Here is a 15,907-nt window from a genome sequence, read left to right on the forward strand (position 1 = left end):
CCAAGCAGGAGCCTTGAGCTGTATGCCGCAGCAGAAGAGACTAATCCGCCGGTGCAGCGACCGGCAGGGTGACAATGAAGCTCGCACCCCGCCCCGGCTCACTCTCCACCCGGATATCGCCTTGATGGAGCAAGACGATTTGCTTAACGATGGCCAGTCCCATACCGCTTCCGTTATACTGGCGGCTGCGGGAACGGTCGGCCTTGAAGAAACGTTCGAAGATCCGCTTCTGATCCTCTGGCGAGATCCCAATGCCCGTGTCTGAAATCCTTATCGCTACATTCTTGCTGTCTTGTCTGAGGCTGACGCTGATCACGCCGCCATCCCTGGAGAATTTGATGCTGTTCCCCAGCAGATTCGTCCACACCTGATTGAATTGATCATGGTCAGCCGTCAGCCGGACAGCCTTCAGATGAAGCTCGAAGCTAATGCTGCGGGCCGACCATTGCGGCTGGAGTGCAACGATTACCCGTCTGATCTGTTCATCCAGGCTGAACGTGGTGAGCTGGAGCTGCTGTGACTGCGATTCAAGCAGACTGAGCTTCAGCAGACTGTCGCTCATCTTGGACATCCGCTCCGCTTCGCTGATGATAATATCCAGATAACGGTTCCGCTCGCCCTCCGGGATATTCATCTGCTTAAGCGCCAGCGCATACCCGGATATGGAGGTCAGCGGTGACTGAACCTCATGCGATACATTGGTGACGAATTCCCTGCGCATCTGCTCCAGCTGCTGCAGATCACGCATCATCTCTTCGAAGCTACGCGCCAAAGCACCAAGCTCACCCTTCTGCTTAATATTCAGCTTCACATTGAAATCACCGGCTGCGATCCGGCGGGTTGCAGTGGTCAGCTTATTGATCGGCCGGACGAGGAACATAGCAGCCACCAGAATCACAAGACTTCCTGATCCTAGCGAATAGAGCGAAAAGTTCAGAAGCCATTTCAGCAAAAAAGGGGTGGACGGGGGACCGGTGGATTCTACAAACAGCGCTTTCGTTCCTGCATCCGTTGGGAGCGGTAGCCCCAGAAGAATAGTGGATACCCTGCTTGGATTGACTTGAACAATGCCCCCGGCCAATACTTGCCTCACTTGCTCCATAGTCACTCTAGCCGGCTTATTTCCGTTAAGCTCTCCGTAAGACTGAAACTGGCCTGTCTCTTCATAAATACGGATATGGTAGGATGCAAGCTGGTTTATTCCGCGTACGAACGCATCCGCTTCTGCCAGCGGAAAGGTATCGTAGATCCGGACGATGTCCTGCCCGAAGTCCAACAAAGGGATTTGCATATTCTCGTTCAATTTATCCCGGAATAGCCAAGTGGCCATAAAAAAGGAGATGACTGTACCCCCGATTACAGAGACCAGGAAGGTCAGGACAACCCGGGTATATAAGGATTTAATCATTCGGTAACCTCAAGCCGGTAGCCCAGCCCGCGAACGGTCTCGATGTAGAAATCAGGTGTAGCCGCAAACCGTTCGCGCAGCCGCTTGATATGCACATCTACCGTCCGGTCATCCCCCGCGTAATCAATTCCCCAGATTTGATCGATCAGCTGCTCACGCGTATAGACTTGTCCGGGCGTCCCGGCAAGCTTGTACAGCAGCTCGAACTCCTTGAGCGGCAGCGACAGCGATTCTGTCCCGCTAATCACCTTGTAAGTCTGCCGGTCAAGGGTAGTGCTGCCGAACCGGATCATCTGCGCGCTGCCAATCCGGTAGCGTTTGAGCAGCGCCCTGACGCGGACCGTCAGCTCCAGCGGATCAAACGGCTTGGTCAGGTAATCATCCGTACCCAGCTCGAACCCCTTCACTTTCTCCCAGGTCTCGCCTCTGGCCGTCAGCATCAGCAGCGGAAGCTCGGGATCGGCTCTTCTAAGCTCCTTGCATAACGTCCAGCCGTCCATCACCGGCATCATAATATCCAGTATGACAAGATCAATCTGCATGGAGGCGTAGACGGCCAGTGCCTCTTTGCCGTCTGCAGCTTCAGCTGTTGTGTATCCGTCGTTACGCAGAAATAGGCAGACGAGTTCGCGGATGTTCGCATCGTCGTCTGCAACAAGTATAGTAGGCATCCGTTTCCTCTTTTCCTATAGTCGGGCCTGTACTGATATCCAGATATAAGCTTAACTTCCCCGGGGGCAGCTTCCTGTATTCACCAGCACCCGCTATCCTGCTAAGTTCCGAACCGCTGCCGGTACCCGCATTTGCGGCACAGCTCCTCGACTGCCTCCCGGCGGGAGAAGCCATAGAACAGGTTGTTCGCCCGTTCGCCCTCGACAATCTCGGAGAACGGCGTCTCGTGAATATTGCCGAGGTTGATTACGCCTTCGCCATCGAGGCAGCACGGCACAACCGTGCCGTCCACCAGCACCGCCGCCTGGCTGCGCAGCGCATGGCAGAAGCCCTTGCCGTCGTCCTCCGGCTCATGAAGAGCCGGCCATTTGAACTCGTGGTCCTGGTTCAGATAGACACGCGGGGCAATCTTCACCCCGCTGCCGGGGACAACCTTCTCTTCGATCCGGTAGTCGAGCCCGAAGGCCTCCTCCAGCAGCGCGAGCGTCTCGCGGTTGCGGCTTTTCTCCAGATTCGTCCGGTTGTCCTCCGTCAGATTCCACAGCCGGAACGAGACAATGACGCCCTGGGCGGATATCTCCCGGACGAAATGAATAATCTCCGACACATAGCCTTCGCGGTTCTCTGAGCCTGCGTGGCCGTCGAAGCTGTGCAGCGAGAAGTTCATCTGCCGCAATGCCGGCTTGCCCAGCAGCTTCGGCCCCGCCTTATGGATCAGCGTCCCGTTAGTCGTGATGTTGACCTTGAAGCCTTTGGCATGCGCCGCATCCAGCAGCTCACCAAGCTTCGGATGGAGCAGCGGTTCGCCTTTGACATGCAGGTAGATATGATTGCTATGCGGTTTAATCTCATCGAGTATGGTATGGAACGTCTCCAGCTTCATGAAATTCTTCTGCCGCTCGGTTGGCGGACAGAAGCTGCAGGCCAGGTTGCAGACGCTTGTAATCTCGATGTATACCTTTTTGAAAGTCTTCAAGTTCCGCTCCCCTTTTCAATCGTACATCCTAATCCGGCCCGTGCAGCCCGTACAGCTATAGATCCGAGGCGTAGCGCAGACCAATCTGCGCTCTCGCATCCTCCATCAGCTCGGCGACCGCCAGAGAATTCGCGTGACTGTTAATGCTGCTCTCCCGCTGGCCGCTCTTCAAGAGATGAATGAACTCCTGAATCTCATAATACATCGGCTCGAACACCTGCGGCAGCGTAAGCTCTTCGATGGTGCCGTCGCGGTAGTGGATTTTGACCTGATAGGGCTGGTTAATCTTGTCGATGACCATCGTCCCGTTCTCGCCCTGAATCTCAGCCGGCAGATAGGAGTCGGCAATCTTGGAATGCATAACCACGGCATCCATATCCGGATAACGCATCACCATGCTGCCTTCGCCGTCCACTCCCGATGGAAGCATCATGCCCACTGCCTTGACCGAATCCGGCTTGCCGAACAACGCCACCATGGGATACAGGCAATAGATGCCCAGGTCCATCAGCGAGCCGTTCGAATATTCCGGATTGAAGGCGTTCAGCACCGTGCCCTGGCGGTAAGCATCGTACCTCGATGAGTATTGACAATAACCGGCGAAATATCGCCGCACTTGACCCAGCTTATATAAATTATCCCGGATTACGCCAAAATTCGGCATAAAGGTTGATTTCATCGCTTCCATCAGCAGCACATCATTGCTGCGCGCCGCGTCAATCATCGCCTTCAGCTCTCTGCTGTTGGAGGCAGCCGGCTTCTCGCAGATCACATGCTTGCCATGGTTCAGACAGATCAAGGACTGCTCCGCATGCATCGAATTGGGGCTGGCGATATAGACCGCGTCCACCTCTGCGCCGGATACCATCTCCTCCAGATCCGTATAGATCGAAGCCCCTGCATATTTTGCGGCAAAAGCCCGTCCCTTCTCCTCTGTGCGGGAATACACGGCTGTGAGGATAAATTCCTCATTCTCCAGTCCGGCTTGAACGAAGCGGTCAGTAATCCAGTTAGTGCCTACGACCCCGAAACGAATTGTCATGAATGATCCCGTCCTTTTTTATAAATATAAGACTTTATATCCGAACACAATTAAGTATCCTTCTATTTACTGCTGAGCCTACCCATCCTTACTCAGGACAGCAGAAGGGTTTCAGCATGTCATACTGATCTATAACTGCTATTTTCTCATTCCGTGGTAGGTATGTCCACTTTTCAGCCGTAATTTCCGACAAATTCCGCTAGATTCCGCTTGTGAAAAAAAGCACCTGCATAAATGCAGGCGCTTCGTCTAATATGCAATGTTTATGCAGTGTTTATGCAATCTTTTATACAGCTTCTATACGATGCAGCTTCTATACAATCGTCCAGCCGCCGTCTACAAACAGAGTCTGACCTGTAGTGTAGCTGGACGCATCCGAGGCAAAATACAGCACCGCCCCGTTCAGCTCCCCCGGATTGCCGGGCCGGCCCATCGGACAGACCGCATTGTACATCCGCAGCGCCTGCTCGGTGAACAGCGTGTTCTCCGTCATTTCGCTATGGAACAGGCTGGGGCCGATCGCATTGACAGTAATACCGTGTTTGGCATACGTAGCCGCGACGCCCCGGGTCAGGTGAATGACTCCGCCCTTGGCCGCATTGTAGGAATGGGTAGGAATTGAAGCCGATGCCGTGAGGCCCAGCATGGAGGCGGTGTTGATAATTTTGCCGTATTTGCGTTCCTTCATGTGGCGGATGACATGCTTCGACATCAGGAAGACCCCCTTCAGATCCGTATCGAGGACACGGTCCCAGGCTTCTTCCTCCAGCGCGTCAACCGGCACGGAGTCGACCACACCGGCGTTATTAATCAGAATATCGATTTGGCCAAAAGCCTCCATCACCTTCCGGACTGCGGCGATGATCTCATCTTCTCTTCTCACATCACATTCAACAGGGATAATCCGCCGCTCCGGATATTTGGCGCGAAGCTCCCCGGCAACTGCTGTTAGCTTATCGTATCGTCTGGCCAGTATGGCCACATCCGCACCCTGATCAGCCAGCATGTCGGCGAACTGCACACCGATTCCGCTGGAAGCACCGGCAATAATGGCTGTTTTGCCTGTTAAATCAAAAAGGTTGATCATCATAATCCTCCTCAAATTTGTCAGATTAGGCTATAACAATGAATGCATCAGGTTTTGAACCCGCACCGGAGTTTCCCGTTATAAGGAGCTCTCCGCAGCCTGAGGCTGCAGCTTGTTCTCCCACCAGTCCCAGCGGAGATAGCAGTAGGGCAGGAACTCCATCGGATGGAGCGGCTCCAGCACCTTCCCCTTCTCCAGCACATTGGTGCTGACGGTATAGACGGCTCCCAGCATCTTGACGACTTCGAGCTCACTCCACGGATCATGCGGGGATTCCTGGAACATCACCGATGCTTCCGCAGCTTTGTACACCTTGACGTCACTGACCAGACGCTGGGTCACAAGGATCGGCATCAGGTCGAACCCGTTTCCGTCCACCGCATTGGAATATTTGATGTTGTACAGCGGGATGTCCTTGCCGTAGAATTGCTCCAGAATCCCCTCAGCTTCAGGATCATTGAAGGCTTCACCCATATGAGCCTGAATGCTGAAGAAATCAATCCCCTGCCGGCCGATCGAGCCGCTGATGGAGTCACCTTCTACCTGCATGCGGACATCCGCCATCTTCTTCGGCAGCCCGCACACCTCACGGCCCATCGCCATGCCAATGTCGCTGGTGATCGGCATCGACAGGCAATAGTTGCCCAACTCCCCGTTGTAATCGGCCAGCACGAACAATCCGGCTTCACGGTAAGGCGGACAGAAATTCGTTGCCGGGTAATCGGCTATAAAGGCATTCACCAGCGGCCGGCCCGCAGGCTTCAGCGGCTTCGGCAGCAGCCGTTCAATAATCTCCGGCTTCGTCTCCCAGTAGACCGTCAGCATCTCCGCATCATAAAAGGTCGTCGGTTTGCCCCCGTACTGCCGGATATCGGCCAGGCTTTTCACAAAACTCCCCATACATGAACCCTCCTCCAATTGGTATTACTTCAGCACATAAGCGGTCTCGAAGCCGGACTGGATGGCCTGGCCGATTCTGCCCGGCTTCGCGGCGTCGCCAAGCACCTTCACCTGCGGCATCGCCCGCTTAAGCTCATCCACGAAGCCGCGTTCCGGCTTAACACCGATGGACAGCACTACGGCATCGGTATCCTGAACGGAAATATCACCCGTTGAGACATTCTCCAGCACCACAGCACCCTCCCGCACCTCCACCAGCTTCGTTGAGGCCAGCAGCTGCACACCGTTCTTCTTCAGCCTGGTGATAATATCGATCAGGTTCGGCAGATAGGCATCGGGTCCGACCCTCGGCTGCATCTCCACCACAGTGACCTGATTCCCCTGTTCAGCCAGATATTCCGCCGTCTCCAGCCCTGTCATCCCGGAGCCGATCACCACGGCCCGCTTGCCCCTGATTACTGCCGCCCCGCTGAGCACATCCACCACTGTGCTGACATTGTCCCCGGTCACGCCCGGCAGTTCAGGAATAATCGGCTGCGCACCGGCGGCTACGAAGACTGCGTACGGGTCAAGCTCCCGCAGTTGCTCCACTGCCGGCCTCTCTGATAGCCGCACATCCACATGCAGCTGTTCCAGCTGATGCTCCATGCTGTCCAGGAACCAGTTCAGCTTCTCCTTCAGCGGCGGACGGCTGCCCAGCTCCACACTGCCGCCCAGCACATCGCGCGCCTCGAACAGTACAGGCTTGAACTTCCGCTGCGCCAGAATCCGCGCCGCCTCCATGCCTGCCGGTCCGCCGCCGACTACAGCTACGACCCTGCCGTCTCCGTTCTGCTCCGGCTCAGGGAATTCCAGCTCCCGGCCTGCCCTGGCATTGACCGCACATTTGATCACCTTGCACTCCATTACCTCCTGGATGCAGTACAGGCAGGAGATACAGGTTCTGATCTCCGCTTCCCGGCCTTCCGCCGCCTTGTTGCCCCACTGCGGATCAGCCAGCAATGCTCTGCCAAGCGCCACGAAATCGGTATTGCCTTCTTCCAGCAGACTCTCGGCAAAATCCGGTTTGCGGATCACATCACAGGCGATGACCGGAATCTGCACGGCCTGCTTCATTGCGGCGGCAAGATGCTTCTTCCAGCCCTGCGGATAGGAGATCGGCTCGATAATCGTATTCGACGACTCATAAGTACCAGCGCTTACATTAATGCAGTCCACACCGAGCTTCTCCAGCTGCTGCGCGGTAAGCAGCGCTTCTTCGAGCGTAATCCCGCCCGGCACGAATTCATCCCCGTCAATCCGCACAGACACCGGGAAGCCTGCTCCGCAGGTCTTCTTGATCCCCTGCACAATCTCGCACAGGAACCGCATCCGGCCTTCCAGTGCTCCGCCGTATTTGTCGGTCCGCAGATTGGTCAGCGGGCTGAGGAACTGCCCGATCAGATAGCCGTGGGCGCCGTGAATTTCAACCCCGTCGATCCCTGCCAGCTGGGCAATGTACGCCCCGAAGACGAATTTGCCCACAAGCGCTTCCACTTCCTCTGTCGTCAGCTCCCGGGGCATTTCGCCGATGGCTGAGGACATGACTGCACTCGGGGCAACAATCTGCTTGCCGCCGATCAGTCGGCCGTGATTCTGCCGGCCCGGATGCTGAAGCTGAAGGAAGATCCGGCTGTCATGGCGGTGTACGGCCCGGGCCAGCTTTTCCAGGCGGGGAACATACAGCAGATCACTTGCGTTCAGCTGATTAGGTGTGCCCACTCCCGTCTCGTTGTCTACACGGGTAATTTCCGTAATAATCAGACCGCAGCCCCCTGCAGCACGTTCTTCATAGTAAGCAATCATCTCATCCGAGGCTTCGCCGCTGGCCGCAGCCAGTGATGTGCCCATAGCAGGCATCACAATCCGGTTCTTCAGTTCAAGGCGTCCTATTCTTCCTGCTGCAAACAGTTTCTCGTATTTCATCTGCTCAGCACCTCCACCCTTAGTGTAAGTCCGCCGAGACTTTGTGAATATATTTACAAGCACCAAAAATCACTTCATTATAATGCACAGTGCACTATGATAATAAGGGGGCGATACCAATGGATATTTCCTTAAATGAACCGCAGCATGACAGACTTGAAACCGAGCATTTCACCGCAGCCTTGTTCACGGCATTCATCTCAGGGGCCAGCCTTGCCGGCATCGTGCAGACGGCTGCAGGACTGCTGCGCAATCCCGTGATTGTTTTTGACGCAAGCTTCAGAATTGTGGCCCATTCCGGGCGTGAGGATATCGATGATTACATCTGGAGCGAGAACATCCGCAAGGGGTACTGCTCTTATGACTTCATTGCAGCTGTGAACAGAATGGAGAGTGTCCGGCGGGGCAAGCAGAGCGATGCTTCCTACGAAGTGGCCTGTGAGGAAACCTCCAACACCAAGCTGATCTCCAAAATTAGAGTAGGCGGCAAACCAATCGGCAATGTGCTGCTCCTCGGCTGCAAGCATCCCTTCCGGCCGATAGACAGTGATCTGCTGTCACTCACCGCCACCGTGCTTGCCGAAGAAATGGGCAAGAGCAGCTACTACCGGAACGCCAAGAATATTAAAGTAGAGGATATCATCTGCGGGCTGCTGGAGCAGCAGCTGCAGGACAGCAATACCCTTCAGGAGCGGCTGCAGTCAGCAGACTTAAGGCTCGGGAAGGACCTGCTCGTGCTGCTGTTCGATCTGACCGGATACGTCGATTCGGGGCGTTATGATGACTATTTAAGAGAGCGCTTGCAATATTTATTTCCCGGCAGTCCCTGCGCCTATTATGAGGGGCGGATTGTGCTGATCCATAACGGCAACCTCTCCCGGGAGCATATCCACGGGCCGCTGCAGGAATTCCTCGGCCAGACTGGAGTCAGCCTTGGAATCAGCAGCATGTTCTCCAGCCTCAATCAGTGCAGACTGCATTATCTTCAGGCGCTGAGCGCCATCCGGATCGGCCGGATTCTCTGCCCGGAACGCCAATTGACCTGTTATGCCGATGTCCAGCTCTACGAGCTGCTGCCTGCAGACGTACTGTCAGGCGGGGAGCAGCGCTACCGCCATCCGGAGCTCCGGAAGCTGCAGGAATACGATGCCGCCCATCAGTCCAATCTGTACCACACCTTCTACATCTATCTCAAGCATAACCGCAACATGCAGCTCGCTTCCGAAGAGCTGTACATTCACCGGAATACGCTCCGGTACAAGCTCGACCATATCAGCAGACTGCTGGATACCGGCTTCACCGATTCCGAGAAGATGCTCGCCTACTACGTTTCCTACAAAATCGCCGATTTCTGCGAGAAGGCCCGGGAGCAGGAGGCGCTGCCTTTGCGGTAAGGGGGCCGCCCGGGTGCTAACGCTGGCTTGATGCGCGGTGGGGTGCAGCTAACGCTGGCTTGGCGCTCGTTGAGGTGCTGCCAATGCTGGCTTGGCGCGCGGTGGGGTGCAGCCAATGCTGGCTTGATGCGCGGTGAAGAGCCAAACGGCCCTTGTTCTACCAGCCGGAATAACGGCTGGTGCGGAATCATGCATATCGCGGGTGCCTATTGCACTTTGTACAATAGAATTAGGTGTAAATCTCCCATTTTGCCGTTCTGCTGCATTTTGTACAACAGAATCCCGGGTTTCTGCCCAAATTAGGCACACCTTCGCAATTCTACTGTATCAAATACAACAGAACCCTTTTTAGGGGTGTTTTTATCGCTTTCTATTGCACAAAGTGCAATCACGACGATATAGCCCGCCCTTACTCTTACTATTCTCATACTCCATACTCCATACTCCATACTCCATACTCCATACTCCATACTCCATACTAATACTCATTTACTCTTCCCTTACTCATACAATCGCCCACACTCATACCCATCCCCTTATCCTTACTCATACACACGCACACTCTTACTCATCCCCTTCCTCTTACTCATCCCCTTCCTCTTACTCATACACACGCCCATGCTGTTACTCATCCCCCTACACATACCCTCGCCCACACTCTTACTCCACTAGGAAGCTGCATAGCCGGATTTCATAACTATATCGAGTCCCCCTGCGGACTAACAGCAGCATTGATGCAGCGCGGCGGCTATAGCAATATTCGTTACAAGACACTAAGCATACAACATAAACAGTCCCCGCTCCGGATCAAGAGCGGGGACTGTACTATTCCAATTCAGGGAGCAGGGCCTGTATAGACCTGCGAACCATTTTAACCGTAAAAAGCCTGCAGCTGGCGCACAATCTCCGCCTTATCATGATCGACCACGACCTGATGCTGCGGCTGCTCGAACAGGGCAGCAATCTGCGCCGGGAATTCCTGCTTGATGCCGGTCAGGGCAATCGCCTCGTCAAACTTGGCGGGATGCGCTGTCGCGAAGGCGATGCTTGTCTCATCTGCTGTGCTGAACTTCTCGTAAGCCGCAACGCCGCAGGCCGTATGCGGGTCCAGCAGATAGCCGGATTCCTGCTCGTATTTGGCGATGGTCTCCAGGCACTGTGCATTCTTCACACCCAGCGCGGAGAAATCAGCCTGCACCCGGGCGAACAGTTCGCCGTCAACCGTAATGGCGCCTTCACTCTGCAATGCAGCCATATATTCGGACAGCTTCACTGTATCCTCACCAACCAGATAATACAGATAACGCTCGAAGTTGCTCGCTACCTGGATATCCATCGACGGGCTGTAGGTGCCCGTGAAGCTGCCCGGTTTGTATTCGCCGGTTAACACGAACCGTTCGAGAATGTTGTTCTCATTGGTGGCGATGATCAGCTTGTGGATCGGCAGCCCCATTTTCTGCGCCAGGAAGCCTGAGAAAATATTGCCGAAGTTCCCCGAAGGCACGCTGATATTCACCTTCTTCTTGTCACTCTCCGGAAGCTGCAGGTAGGCATAGAAATAATAGACCGTCTGTGCCAGAATTCGCACGAAGTTGATCGAGTTGATCGCCCGCAGGTGATACCGTCCCTTGAAGTCGAGGTCGGCGAACAGCTCCTTGATGATCTTCTGGCAATCGTCGAAGTTACCCTCCACGGACAGGTTCAGCACGTTGCTGTCATCCACGGTCGTCATTTGCAGCTCCTGCACCTTGCTGACCTTGCCATGCGGATGAAGAATACAGATCTTGATGCCTTCCTTGCCGCGAACACCCTGGATTGCAGCCGCACCGGTATCGCCCGAGGTTGCGCCGAGAATATGAATAATTTCGCCCCGCACCTTGGCAATATAGGAATACAGCTCACCCATGAACTGCAGCGCCACATCCTTGAAGGCAAACGTAGGCCCGTGGAACAGCTCCAGCACATACAGGGAGTCGTTTACTTTGTGCAGCGGCGTGACTTCCGGAGCTCGGAAATTGCCGTAGCTGGTGTAGACCATTTCTTTTAGATCCTCATAGGGAATTTCATCATTGGTATAGTAGGAGAAAATCTCAAGGAACAGCTCCTGGAAGCTGAGGCTTCTCCATTCTTCAAGCTTTGCAGGGGAAACCGCAGGAATCTGAAAAGGCACCATCAACCCGCCATCATCCGCCAGCCCCATCAGAACCGTGTCAATAAAGCCTCTTGCTTCCACCTTGCCTCTTGTGCTTACATACTCCATACCCGCCTCATCCTCCTGAACCCCTCTTTATTTAACCTGCTGATATTAACTGACCCTATAACAATACTCGCCATCATTCTTAAGTTCAGCTTATACGGTGTTTAATTTTACTTTACATAGTAACACGTTTACGCGTTAAAGTCCGTTAATTATTAGCGTTTCTCATAAAATGAAGCCAAGTTTCGCCCGTATCCTATTCACCGCATGATGCCTATGGCCACTATTTGTTCTGCAGCTGCTTCCAGACGGTTTTGTTGCTGTACTTCTTCTCTGTGCTGACATCCTGGCCGAACCATTCCGGGGCGATGAAGCTCTCCGCTTCCTCCAGCGAATCGAATTCAACCTCCAGCACCGTAAGCTTCAGCTGTGTGTAGAGATCAATCTCCACCGTTGTGCCGTTCCATACGCCTGTGATGCGGGTTTTGACCAGTGCTACAGCTTTCACAGCTTCGATCATCTGATTATATAAACCTGCCGAGATGGAATATTCGATCTCCTGGCGGCTGATGCCCTTGCCATCCTTGAACGTATGAGTGTAAGTAACTTCGCCCGTGTCCAGATCGGTAATTTTGCGCACCCGCAGCTCCTGTCCGTCCTCAATAGCCAGATAGGTCTGGTCAATGCTGTGCCGGGTGAGCACCTTCAGCTGCCCTTCTTCAATCAGCCGCTCCGGGTATTCCGGCAGCAGGAATTTGCGTTCAATTTCCATAGCCATGCTGTTTCTCTCCTCTGTGTACGAGCCTAATGTTACATATTATTTATCATCATAGGGGCGGGTCCAACGCAAGTCAACCGGAAGCGGCGGATTCTTACGGAAACAAGCGGTCGATCGACCCGATGTCATAATCGTTGATGATTTTAAAAGATCCGTTGCTGTACTTGTCTCGCCGGGAGGAGTCACCGATCGAGATATACTTGGCGTCATCCACTCTAATCGAGAATCGGTAGTATTTGTTCACATCGATATGAATCCAATAGCTTCTGGTGAAATCATGCGAAGCATAAGAGCTTCTTAACTTCACGCCGGCAAAAGCATTCATGATCCCCGCGATTTCTGCCGGATCAGTCACCGTGACCACGACGTCATCAGCCGTTTCCGGCAAAGACCGGGTAATTTCTATCGAGGTGATATCCTGCAGGCTGATACGGCTGGACACCCTTGCCTCGAAGGAAGTGAACATCTGTACGATCGTCCCCACATGGTAAACCGCAAGCCCCAATAGAAAAATAATCAGGAAGATCCGGCCCAGCGTGAGCTTCTTCCGTTTTCCCGGCTTCCCCCGCATTCCAGACCCTCCCCGCTCTCCCCGCTGCTCCACATTCTCCGGCCCGTTCAACCGCTCCGTCTCCGTCACCCCAAGCACCTCCTCCGAAATCAAACATTGCTTCCATTATATACAATATAGGTTACACTAAAAACCCCGCTCGCCAGGTATGTATGCTTAAACCCGCTCCTGCCCGGGTGTTCAGGTACAAAACCGTTCGTTGGGCAAAAAAGGGCGAAGTTTAAATTATGGGTGAGGGCTTGGCCGGTGCTGCGAGAGCGGCGGCTTGGCAGAGGCTTGACGGGAGTTGCGGCTTGCGGGAGCTGGGGCTTAGCGGTGCTTAGCGGAACGGCGGGGATTGACGGGAGTTGCGGCTTGCGGGAGCTGGGGCTTAGCGGAACTTGGCGGGGAATGGGGGGACGGCGGGATTGGCGGGAGTTGGCGGATTTGGCGGGACTTACTAAGGCTTTGCCACTCCTCGACTAGCAAGAGGACTGAGATTCCGTTATTTGGTCAGATCAGACGAAATCGCTGGCCAATCGGACTGAGATTCCGCTATGTGTCCGCATATGCCACGTTTTAAGCTCGAAGTCACAAGTTAACGGAATCTCAGTCCGCATCCGTCTCAAAACTAGGCTTTTCCAGTAAATAAGGGCTTGTCAGTCCACTTCACTCCACTGGCGATCCCTATATGGCCTACGCCTGGTGAAACCAAAGGTACTTTGCTCCTCATTAACGCCTGTCGCCACTTTCGGCGGATTCAGGGGCACTTTTGCTCCTCATCCCTGCCTGCCGCCCACTTTCGACTATTTCATTTCCCCATCCAGCCTACTTCTTGCGGATTTAGTGGGATTTATCCCTTTCATTCCTCCATCCAGCCCACTTCCGGCAGAATTAGTGGGATTTATCCCTTTCATTCCTCCATCCAGCCCACTTCCGGCAGAATTAGTGGGATTTATCCCTTTCATTCCTCCATCCAGCCCACTTTCGGCGGTGAATACAGAGGTACTGCTAAATAACAAAGAAGGGCATCCCACCGGGACACCCTTCTCTGCCAGCCTTTCCGCCAGCCTATCCGCTAGCTACTCTGCCAGCTCTTCCGCCAGCCTTTCCGCCAGCCTATCCGCTAGCTACTCTGCCAGCTCTTCCGCCAGCTTCCCTGCTAGCCCCTCTGCCAACTCTTCAGCCTAATCCCACCGCAATCCCGGCTCCCCTCACTCGTCCCCAAGCGGGAAGAGCAGCGGCACGACCTTGCCGGCTCCGACATCGATCAGGCCGTGGTCCGTAATCTTCAGCGCCGGGCTGACCGGCAGCGAGTGGGTGCTGATGGACATAATCGGGTTGTAGTGATTATAGCCCAGCAATTCCATCGCCGTGCGCAGCGCGAGCACCTGCTCAGCAGTTTCGGCAAGCGGCGCTTCCGTCAGGATGCCGCCGACCGGCAGCGCCAGCAGCGCCAGCACCTCGCCATCGCAGACGACGCAGAAGCCGCCCTGCTCTGCGATGACCGTATTGGCGGCCAATACCATGTCCGCCGCGTTATGTCCGACAACCAGCAGATTGTGGTTGTCGTGCGAATACGTCGTCGCGATCGCGCCGCGCTTGATCGTGTCTCCGCCGATCAGGCCAAAGGCGCGGTTGCCGTTCTTGCCGTACCGCTCGAAGGTCGCGATGAGACCGCAGCCGGTCTCCTCCCACTGCAGCAGGCCGTCCTTCACTCCGGCCTCCACATGCTTCTCCTCGGTAAACGTGGACACGTTGTTGACCATCATCACGCGGGCGCCGTAGCGGCCGTCCGGCAGCTCCGAAGGCACCGAGAAGTCAGCCTCCGCCAGCGGCTCCAGCTGCACACTCTTATAGAAGTGAGCCGGGAACTGCGGCTCCCTCACGGCCTGTGCCTGCGGGCGCTTGCGGTCAAAGACCTGCAAGCCCCGCTTGTACACCGCCTCAATCGCGAAGCTGTCCAGATCGGACAGCAGCAGATAATCGGCGGTTTTGTTCGGTGCGACCACGCCGCGGTCATCCAGCTTCATCCGCCGCGCCGGGGTGAACGTAGCCGCATAGACAGCGTCCTCCGGCGTCATGCCCATGGCGATGGCTTTGCGGACCAGGTGATCCAGATGGCCGGTCTGCACCAGCGAATCGGTCATGACATCATCCGTCACGAAGCAGAAATGCTCACTGACCGGATGACCGATCAGATAATCCACGACTTCAGGTGTCATTGATTTCTCCTGGATCTCGATGAACATTCCGGCCGCGATCCGTGCGGTCAGCCCTTCGATGCTCTGGTGGGTATGATCGGAATCAATCCCGGCATAGATCAGGCGGTGCAGATCAAGATCCAGCAGCTTCGGCGTATGTCCTTCAATCACAAGTCCCGGATAGCGGCTGCGGACATGCTGGAGGATACGGTTGCTTTTCCCCTCAGGATCACGGATCACATCTACAAAGTTCATGACCTCGCCCAGGCAGATCATCCGCTGCGTCTCCATCAGCTCGTCGATGTCAGAGATCTCAATGGAGCCGCCTGTAGTCTCAAGCGTTGTCGCCGGCACCGAGCTCGGAATCGCATAGAACATGTCCACCCGGCAATCCCGGCTGGCCCGGATCATCTCATGGACGCCCTCTACCCCGAATACATTGGCCATCTCATGCGGCTCGGGAACAATCGTGGTTACCCCGTGCTGCAGAATGCCGTAGGAGAAGGTTTCCGGTGTAATCATTGTGCTCTCGATATGCAGATGGATATCAATGAGCCCGGGCACCAGGTACTGCCCCTTAGCATCAATGGTCTCAGCGGCCACAAACGTCTCTGCGCCAAGAGGACCAACATAGAGAAAGCGTCCTTCCTTCACGGCCACATTCGCCGCCATAAACCTTTTATAGTAACTGTTGTAGACCTTAGCGTTCAGTATAAGTTGATCTGTATTCATCG

13 protein-coding genes are annotated in these 15,907 nt (G+C 54.9%); 2 read left to right on the forward strand and 11 right to left on the reverse strand.

Translation table 11 applies throughout. The features are described 5' to 3' along the window. Nucleotides 1-40: 40 nt before the first annotated feature. The 7 genes from MKX70_RS01220 to MKX70_RS01250 form a co-directional block, all read right to left on the reverse strand. A complete protein-coding gene (locus MKX70_RS01220) occupies nt 41-1,408 on the reverse strand; it encodes a sensor histidine kinase (protein ID WP_340839387.1) in 1,368 nt (455 codons plus the stop codon). Then, on the reverse strand, nt 1,405-2,079 hold the full coding sequence (locus MKX70_RS01225; RefSeq protein WP_340839388.1) for a response regulator transcription factor: 675 nt from the start codon (nt 2,077-2,079) through the stop codon (nt 1,405-1,407). The genes MKX70_RS01220 and MKX70_RS01225 overlap by 4 nt, the downstream gene beginning before the upstream one ends. A gap of 101 nt (nt 2,080-2,180) precedes the next feature. Then, complete coding sequence (locus tag MKX70_RS01230) at nt 2,181-3,056, reverse strand: radical SAM/SPASM domain-containing protein (protein ID WP_340839389.1); 876 nt, start codon at nt 3,054-3,056, stop codon at nt 2,181-2,183. Nucleotides 3,057-3,111: 55 nt separating this feature from the next. Next, nucleotides 3,112-4,098, reverse strand: a complete 987-nt coding sequence (locus tag MKX70_RS01235; protein ID WP_340839390.1) for a Gfo/Idh/MocA family protein — start codon at nt 4,096-4,098, stop codon at nt 3,112-3,114. Nucleotides 4,099-4,411: 313 nt separating this feature from the next. Next, nucleotides 4,412-5,188 carry an SDR family NAD(P)-dependent oxidoreductase gene (locus tag MKX70_RS01240; protein WP_340839391.1) on the reverse strand — a complete coding sequence of 259 codons (777 nt, stop codon included), beginning with the start codon at nt 5,186-5,188 and terminating at the stop codon, nt 4,412-4,414. Nucleotides 5,189-5,263: 75 nt separating this feature from the next. Then, the gene (locus MKX70_RS01245; RefSeq protein ID WP_340839392.1) at nt 5,264-6,085 is read right to left on the reverse strand and encodes an acetoacetate decarboxylase family protein; all 822 of its coding nucleotides are present in this window, start codon (nt 6,083-6,085) and stop codon (nt 5,264-5,266) included. A gap of 24 nt (nt 6,086-6,109) precedes the next feature. Further along, on the reverse strand, nt 6,110-8,050 hold the full coding sequence (locus MKX70_RS01250) for an oxidoreductase (RefSeq protein ID WP_340839393.1): 1,941 nt from the start codon (nt 8,048-8,050) through the stop codon (nt 6,110-6,112). 119 nt (nt 8,051-8,169) lie between these two features. Between MKX70_RS01250 and MKX70_RS01255 the strand changes: the two genes are divergently transcribed. Next, complete coding sequence (locus tag MKX70_RS01255) at nt 8,170-9,444, forward strand: PucR family transcriptional regulator (RefSeq protein WP_340839394.1); 1,275 nt, start codon at nt 8,170-8,172, stop codon at nt 9,442-9,444. 871 nt (nt 9,445-10,315) lie between these two features. On the opposite strand, the gene thrC is transcribed toward MKX70_RS01255, so the two are convergent. The 3 genes from thrC to MKX70_RS01270 form a co-directional block, all read right to left on the reverse strand. Next, on the reverse strand, nt 10,316-11,704 hold the full coding sequence (gene thrC / locus MKX70_RS01260) for a threonine synthase (RefSeq protein WP_340839395.1): 1,389 nt from the start codon (nt 11,702-11,704) through the stop codon (nt 10,316-10,318). A gap of 220 nt (nt 11,705-11,924) precedes the next feature. Continuing rightward, nucleotides 11,925-12,419 (reverse strand): CYTH domain-containing protein, encoded by a 495-nt coding sequence (locus tag MKX70_RS01265; protein ID WP_039310282.1) that lies wholly within the window; start codon nt 12,417-12,419, stop codon nt 11,925-11,927. Between the two features lie 94 nt (nt 12,420-12,513). After that, entirely contained in the window at nt 12,514-13,059 is a 546-nt protein-coding gene (locus MKX70_RS01270) for a hypothetical protein (RefSeq protein ID WP_042232688.1), read from the reverse strand. Nucleotides 13,060-13,236: 177 nt separating this feature from the next. Here MKX70_RS01270 and MKX70_RS01275 point away from each other — a divergent pair, with 177 nt between their 5' ends. After that, the gene (locus tag MKX70_RS01275) at nt 13,237-13,455 is read left to right on the forward strand and encodes a hypothetical protein (RefSeq protein ID WP_340839398.1); all 219 of its coding nucleotides are present in this window, start codon (nt 13,237-13,239) and stop codon (nt 13,453-13,455) included. Between the two features lie 728 nt (nt 13,456-14,183). Here the strand turns inward: MKX70_RS01275 and MKX70_RS01280 are convergent. After that, nucleotides 14,184-15,905 carry an adenine deaminase C-terminal domain-containing protein gene (locus MKX70_RS01280; RefSeq protein WP_340839399.1) on the reverse strand — a complete coding sequence of 574 codons (1,722 nt, stop codon included), beginning with the start codon at nt 15,903-15,905 and terminating at the stop codon, nt 14,184-14,186. Nucleotides 15,906-15,907: the final 2 nt, after the last annotated feature.

Origin of the sequence: Paenibacillus sp. FSL R7-0312 (assembly GCF_038004445.1) — a bacterium.
Classification (GTDB): domain Bacteria; phylum Bacillota; class Bacilli; order Paenibacillales; family Paenibacillaceae; genus Paenibacillus_AQ.

Bases quoted from the DNA above. Each gene is read 5' to 3' on its own strand.
- MKX70_RS01220 (WP_340839387.1), bottom strand. From the start codon at position 1,408: ATGATTAAATCCTTATATACCCGGGTTGTCCTGACCTTCCTGGTCTCT.
- MKX70_RS01225 (WP_340839388.1), bottom strand. From the start codon at position 2,079: ATGCCTACTATACTTGTTGCAGACGACGATGCGAACATCCGCGAACTC.
- MKX70_RS01235 (WP_340839390.1), bottom strand. From the start codon at position 4,098: ATGACAATTCGTTTCGGGGTCGTAGGCACTAACTGGATTACTGACCGC.
- MKX70_RS01240 (WP_340839391.1), bottom strand. From the start codon at position 5,188: ATGATGATCAACCTTTTTGATTTAACAGGCAAAACAGCCATTATTGCC.
- MKX70_RS01245 (WP_340839392.1), bottom strand. From the start codon at position 6,085: ATGGGGAGTTTTGTGAAAAGCCTGGCCGATATCCGGCAGTACGGGGGC.
- MKX70_RS01250 (WP_340839393.1), bottom strand. From the start codon at position 8,050: ATGAAATACGAGAAACTGTTTGCAGCAGGAAGAATAGGACGCCTTGAA.
- MKX70_RS01255 (WP_340839394.1), top strand. From the start codon at position 8,170: ATGGATATTTCCTTAAATGAACCGCAGCATGACAGACTTGAAACCGAG.
- thrC (WP_340839395.1), bottom strand. From the start codon at position 11,704: ATGGAGTATGTAAGCACAAGAGGCAAGGTGGAAGCAAGAGGCTTTATT.
- MKX70_RS01265 (WP_039310282.1), bottom strand. From the start codon at position 12,419: ATGGCTATGGAAATTGAACGCAAATTCCTGCTGCCGGAATACCCGGAG.
- MKX70_RS01280 (WP_340839399.1), bottom strand. From the start codon at position 15,905: ATGAATACAGATCAACTTATACTGAACGCTAAGGTCTACAACAGTTAC.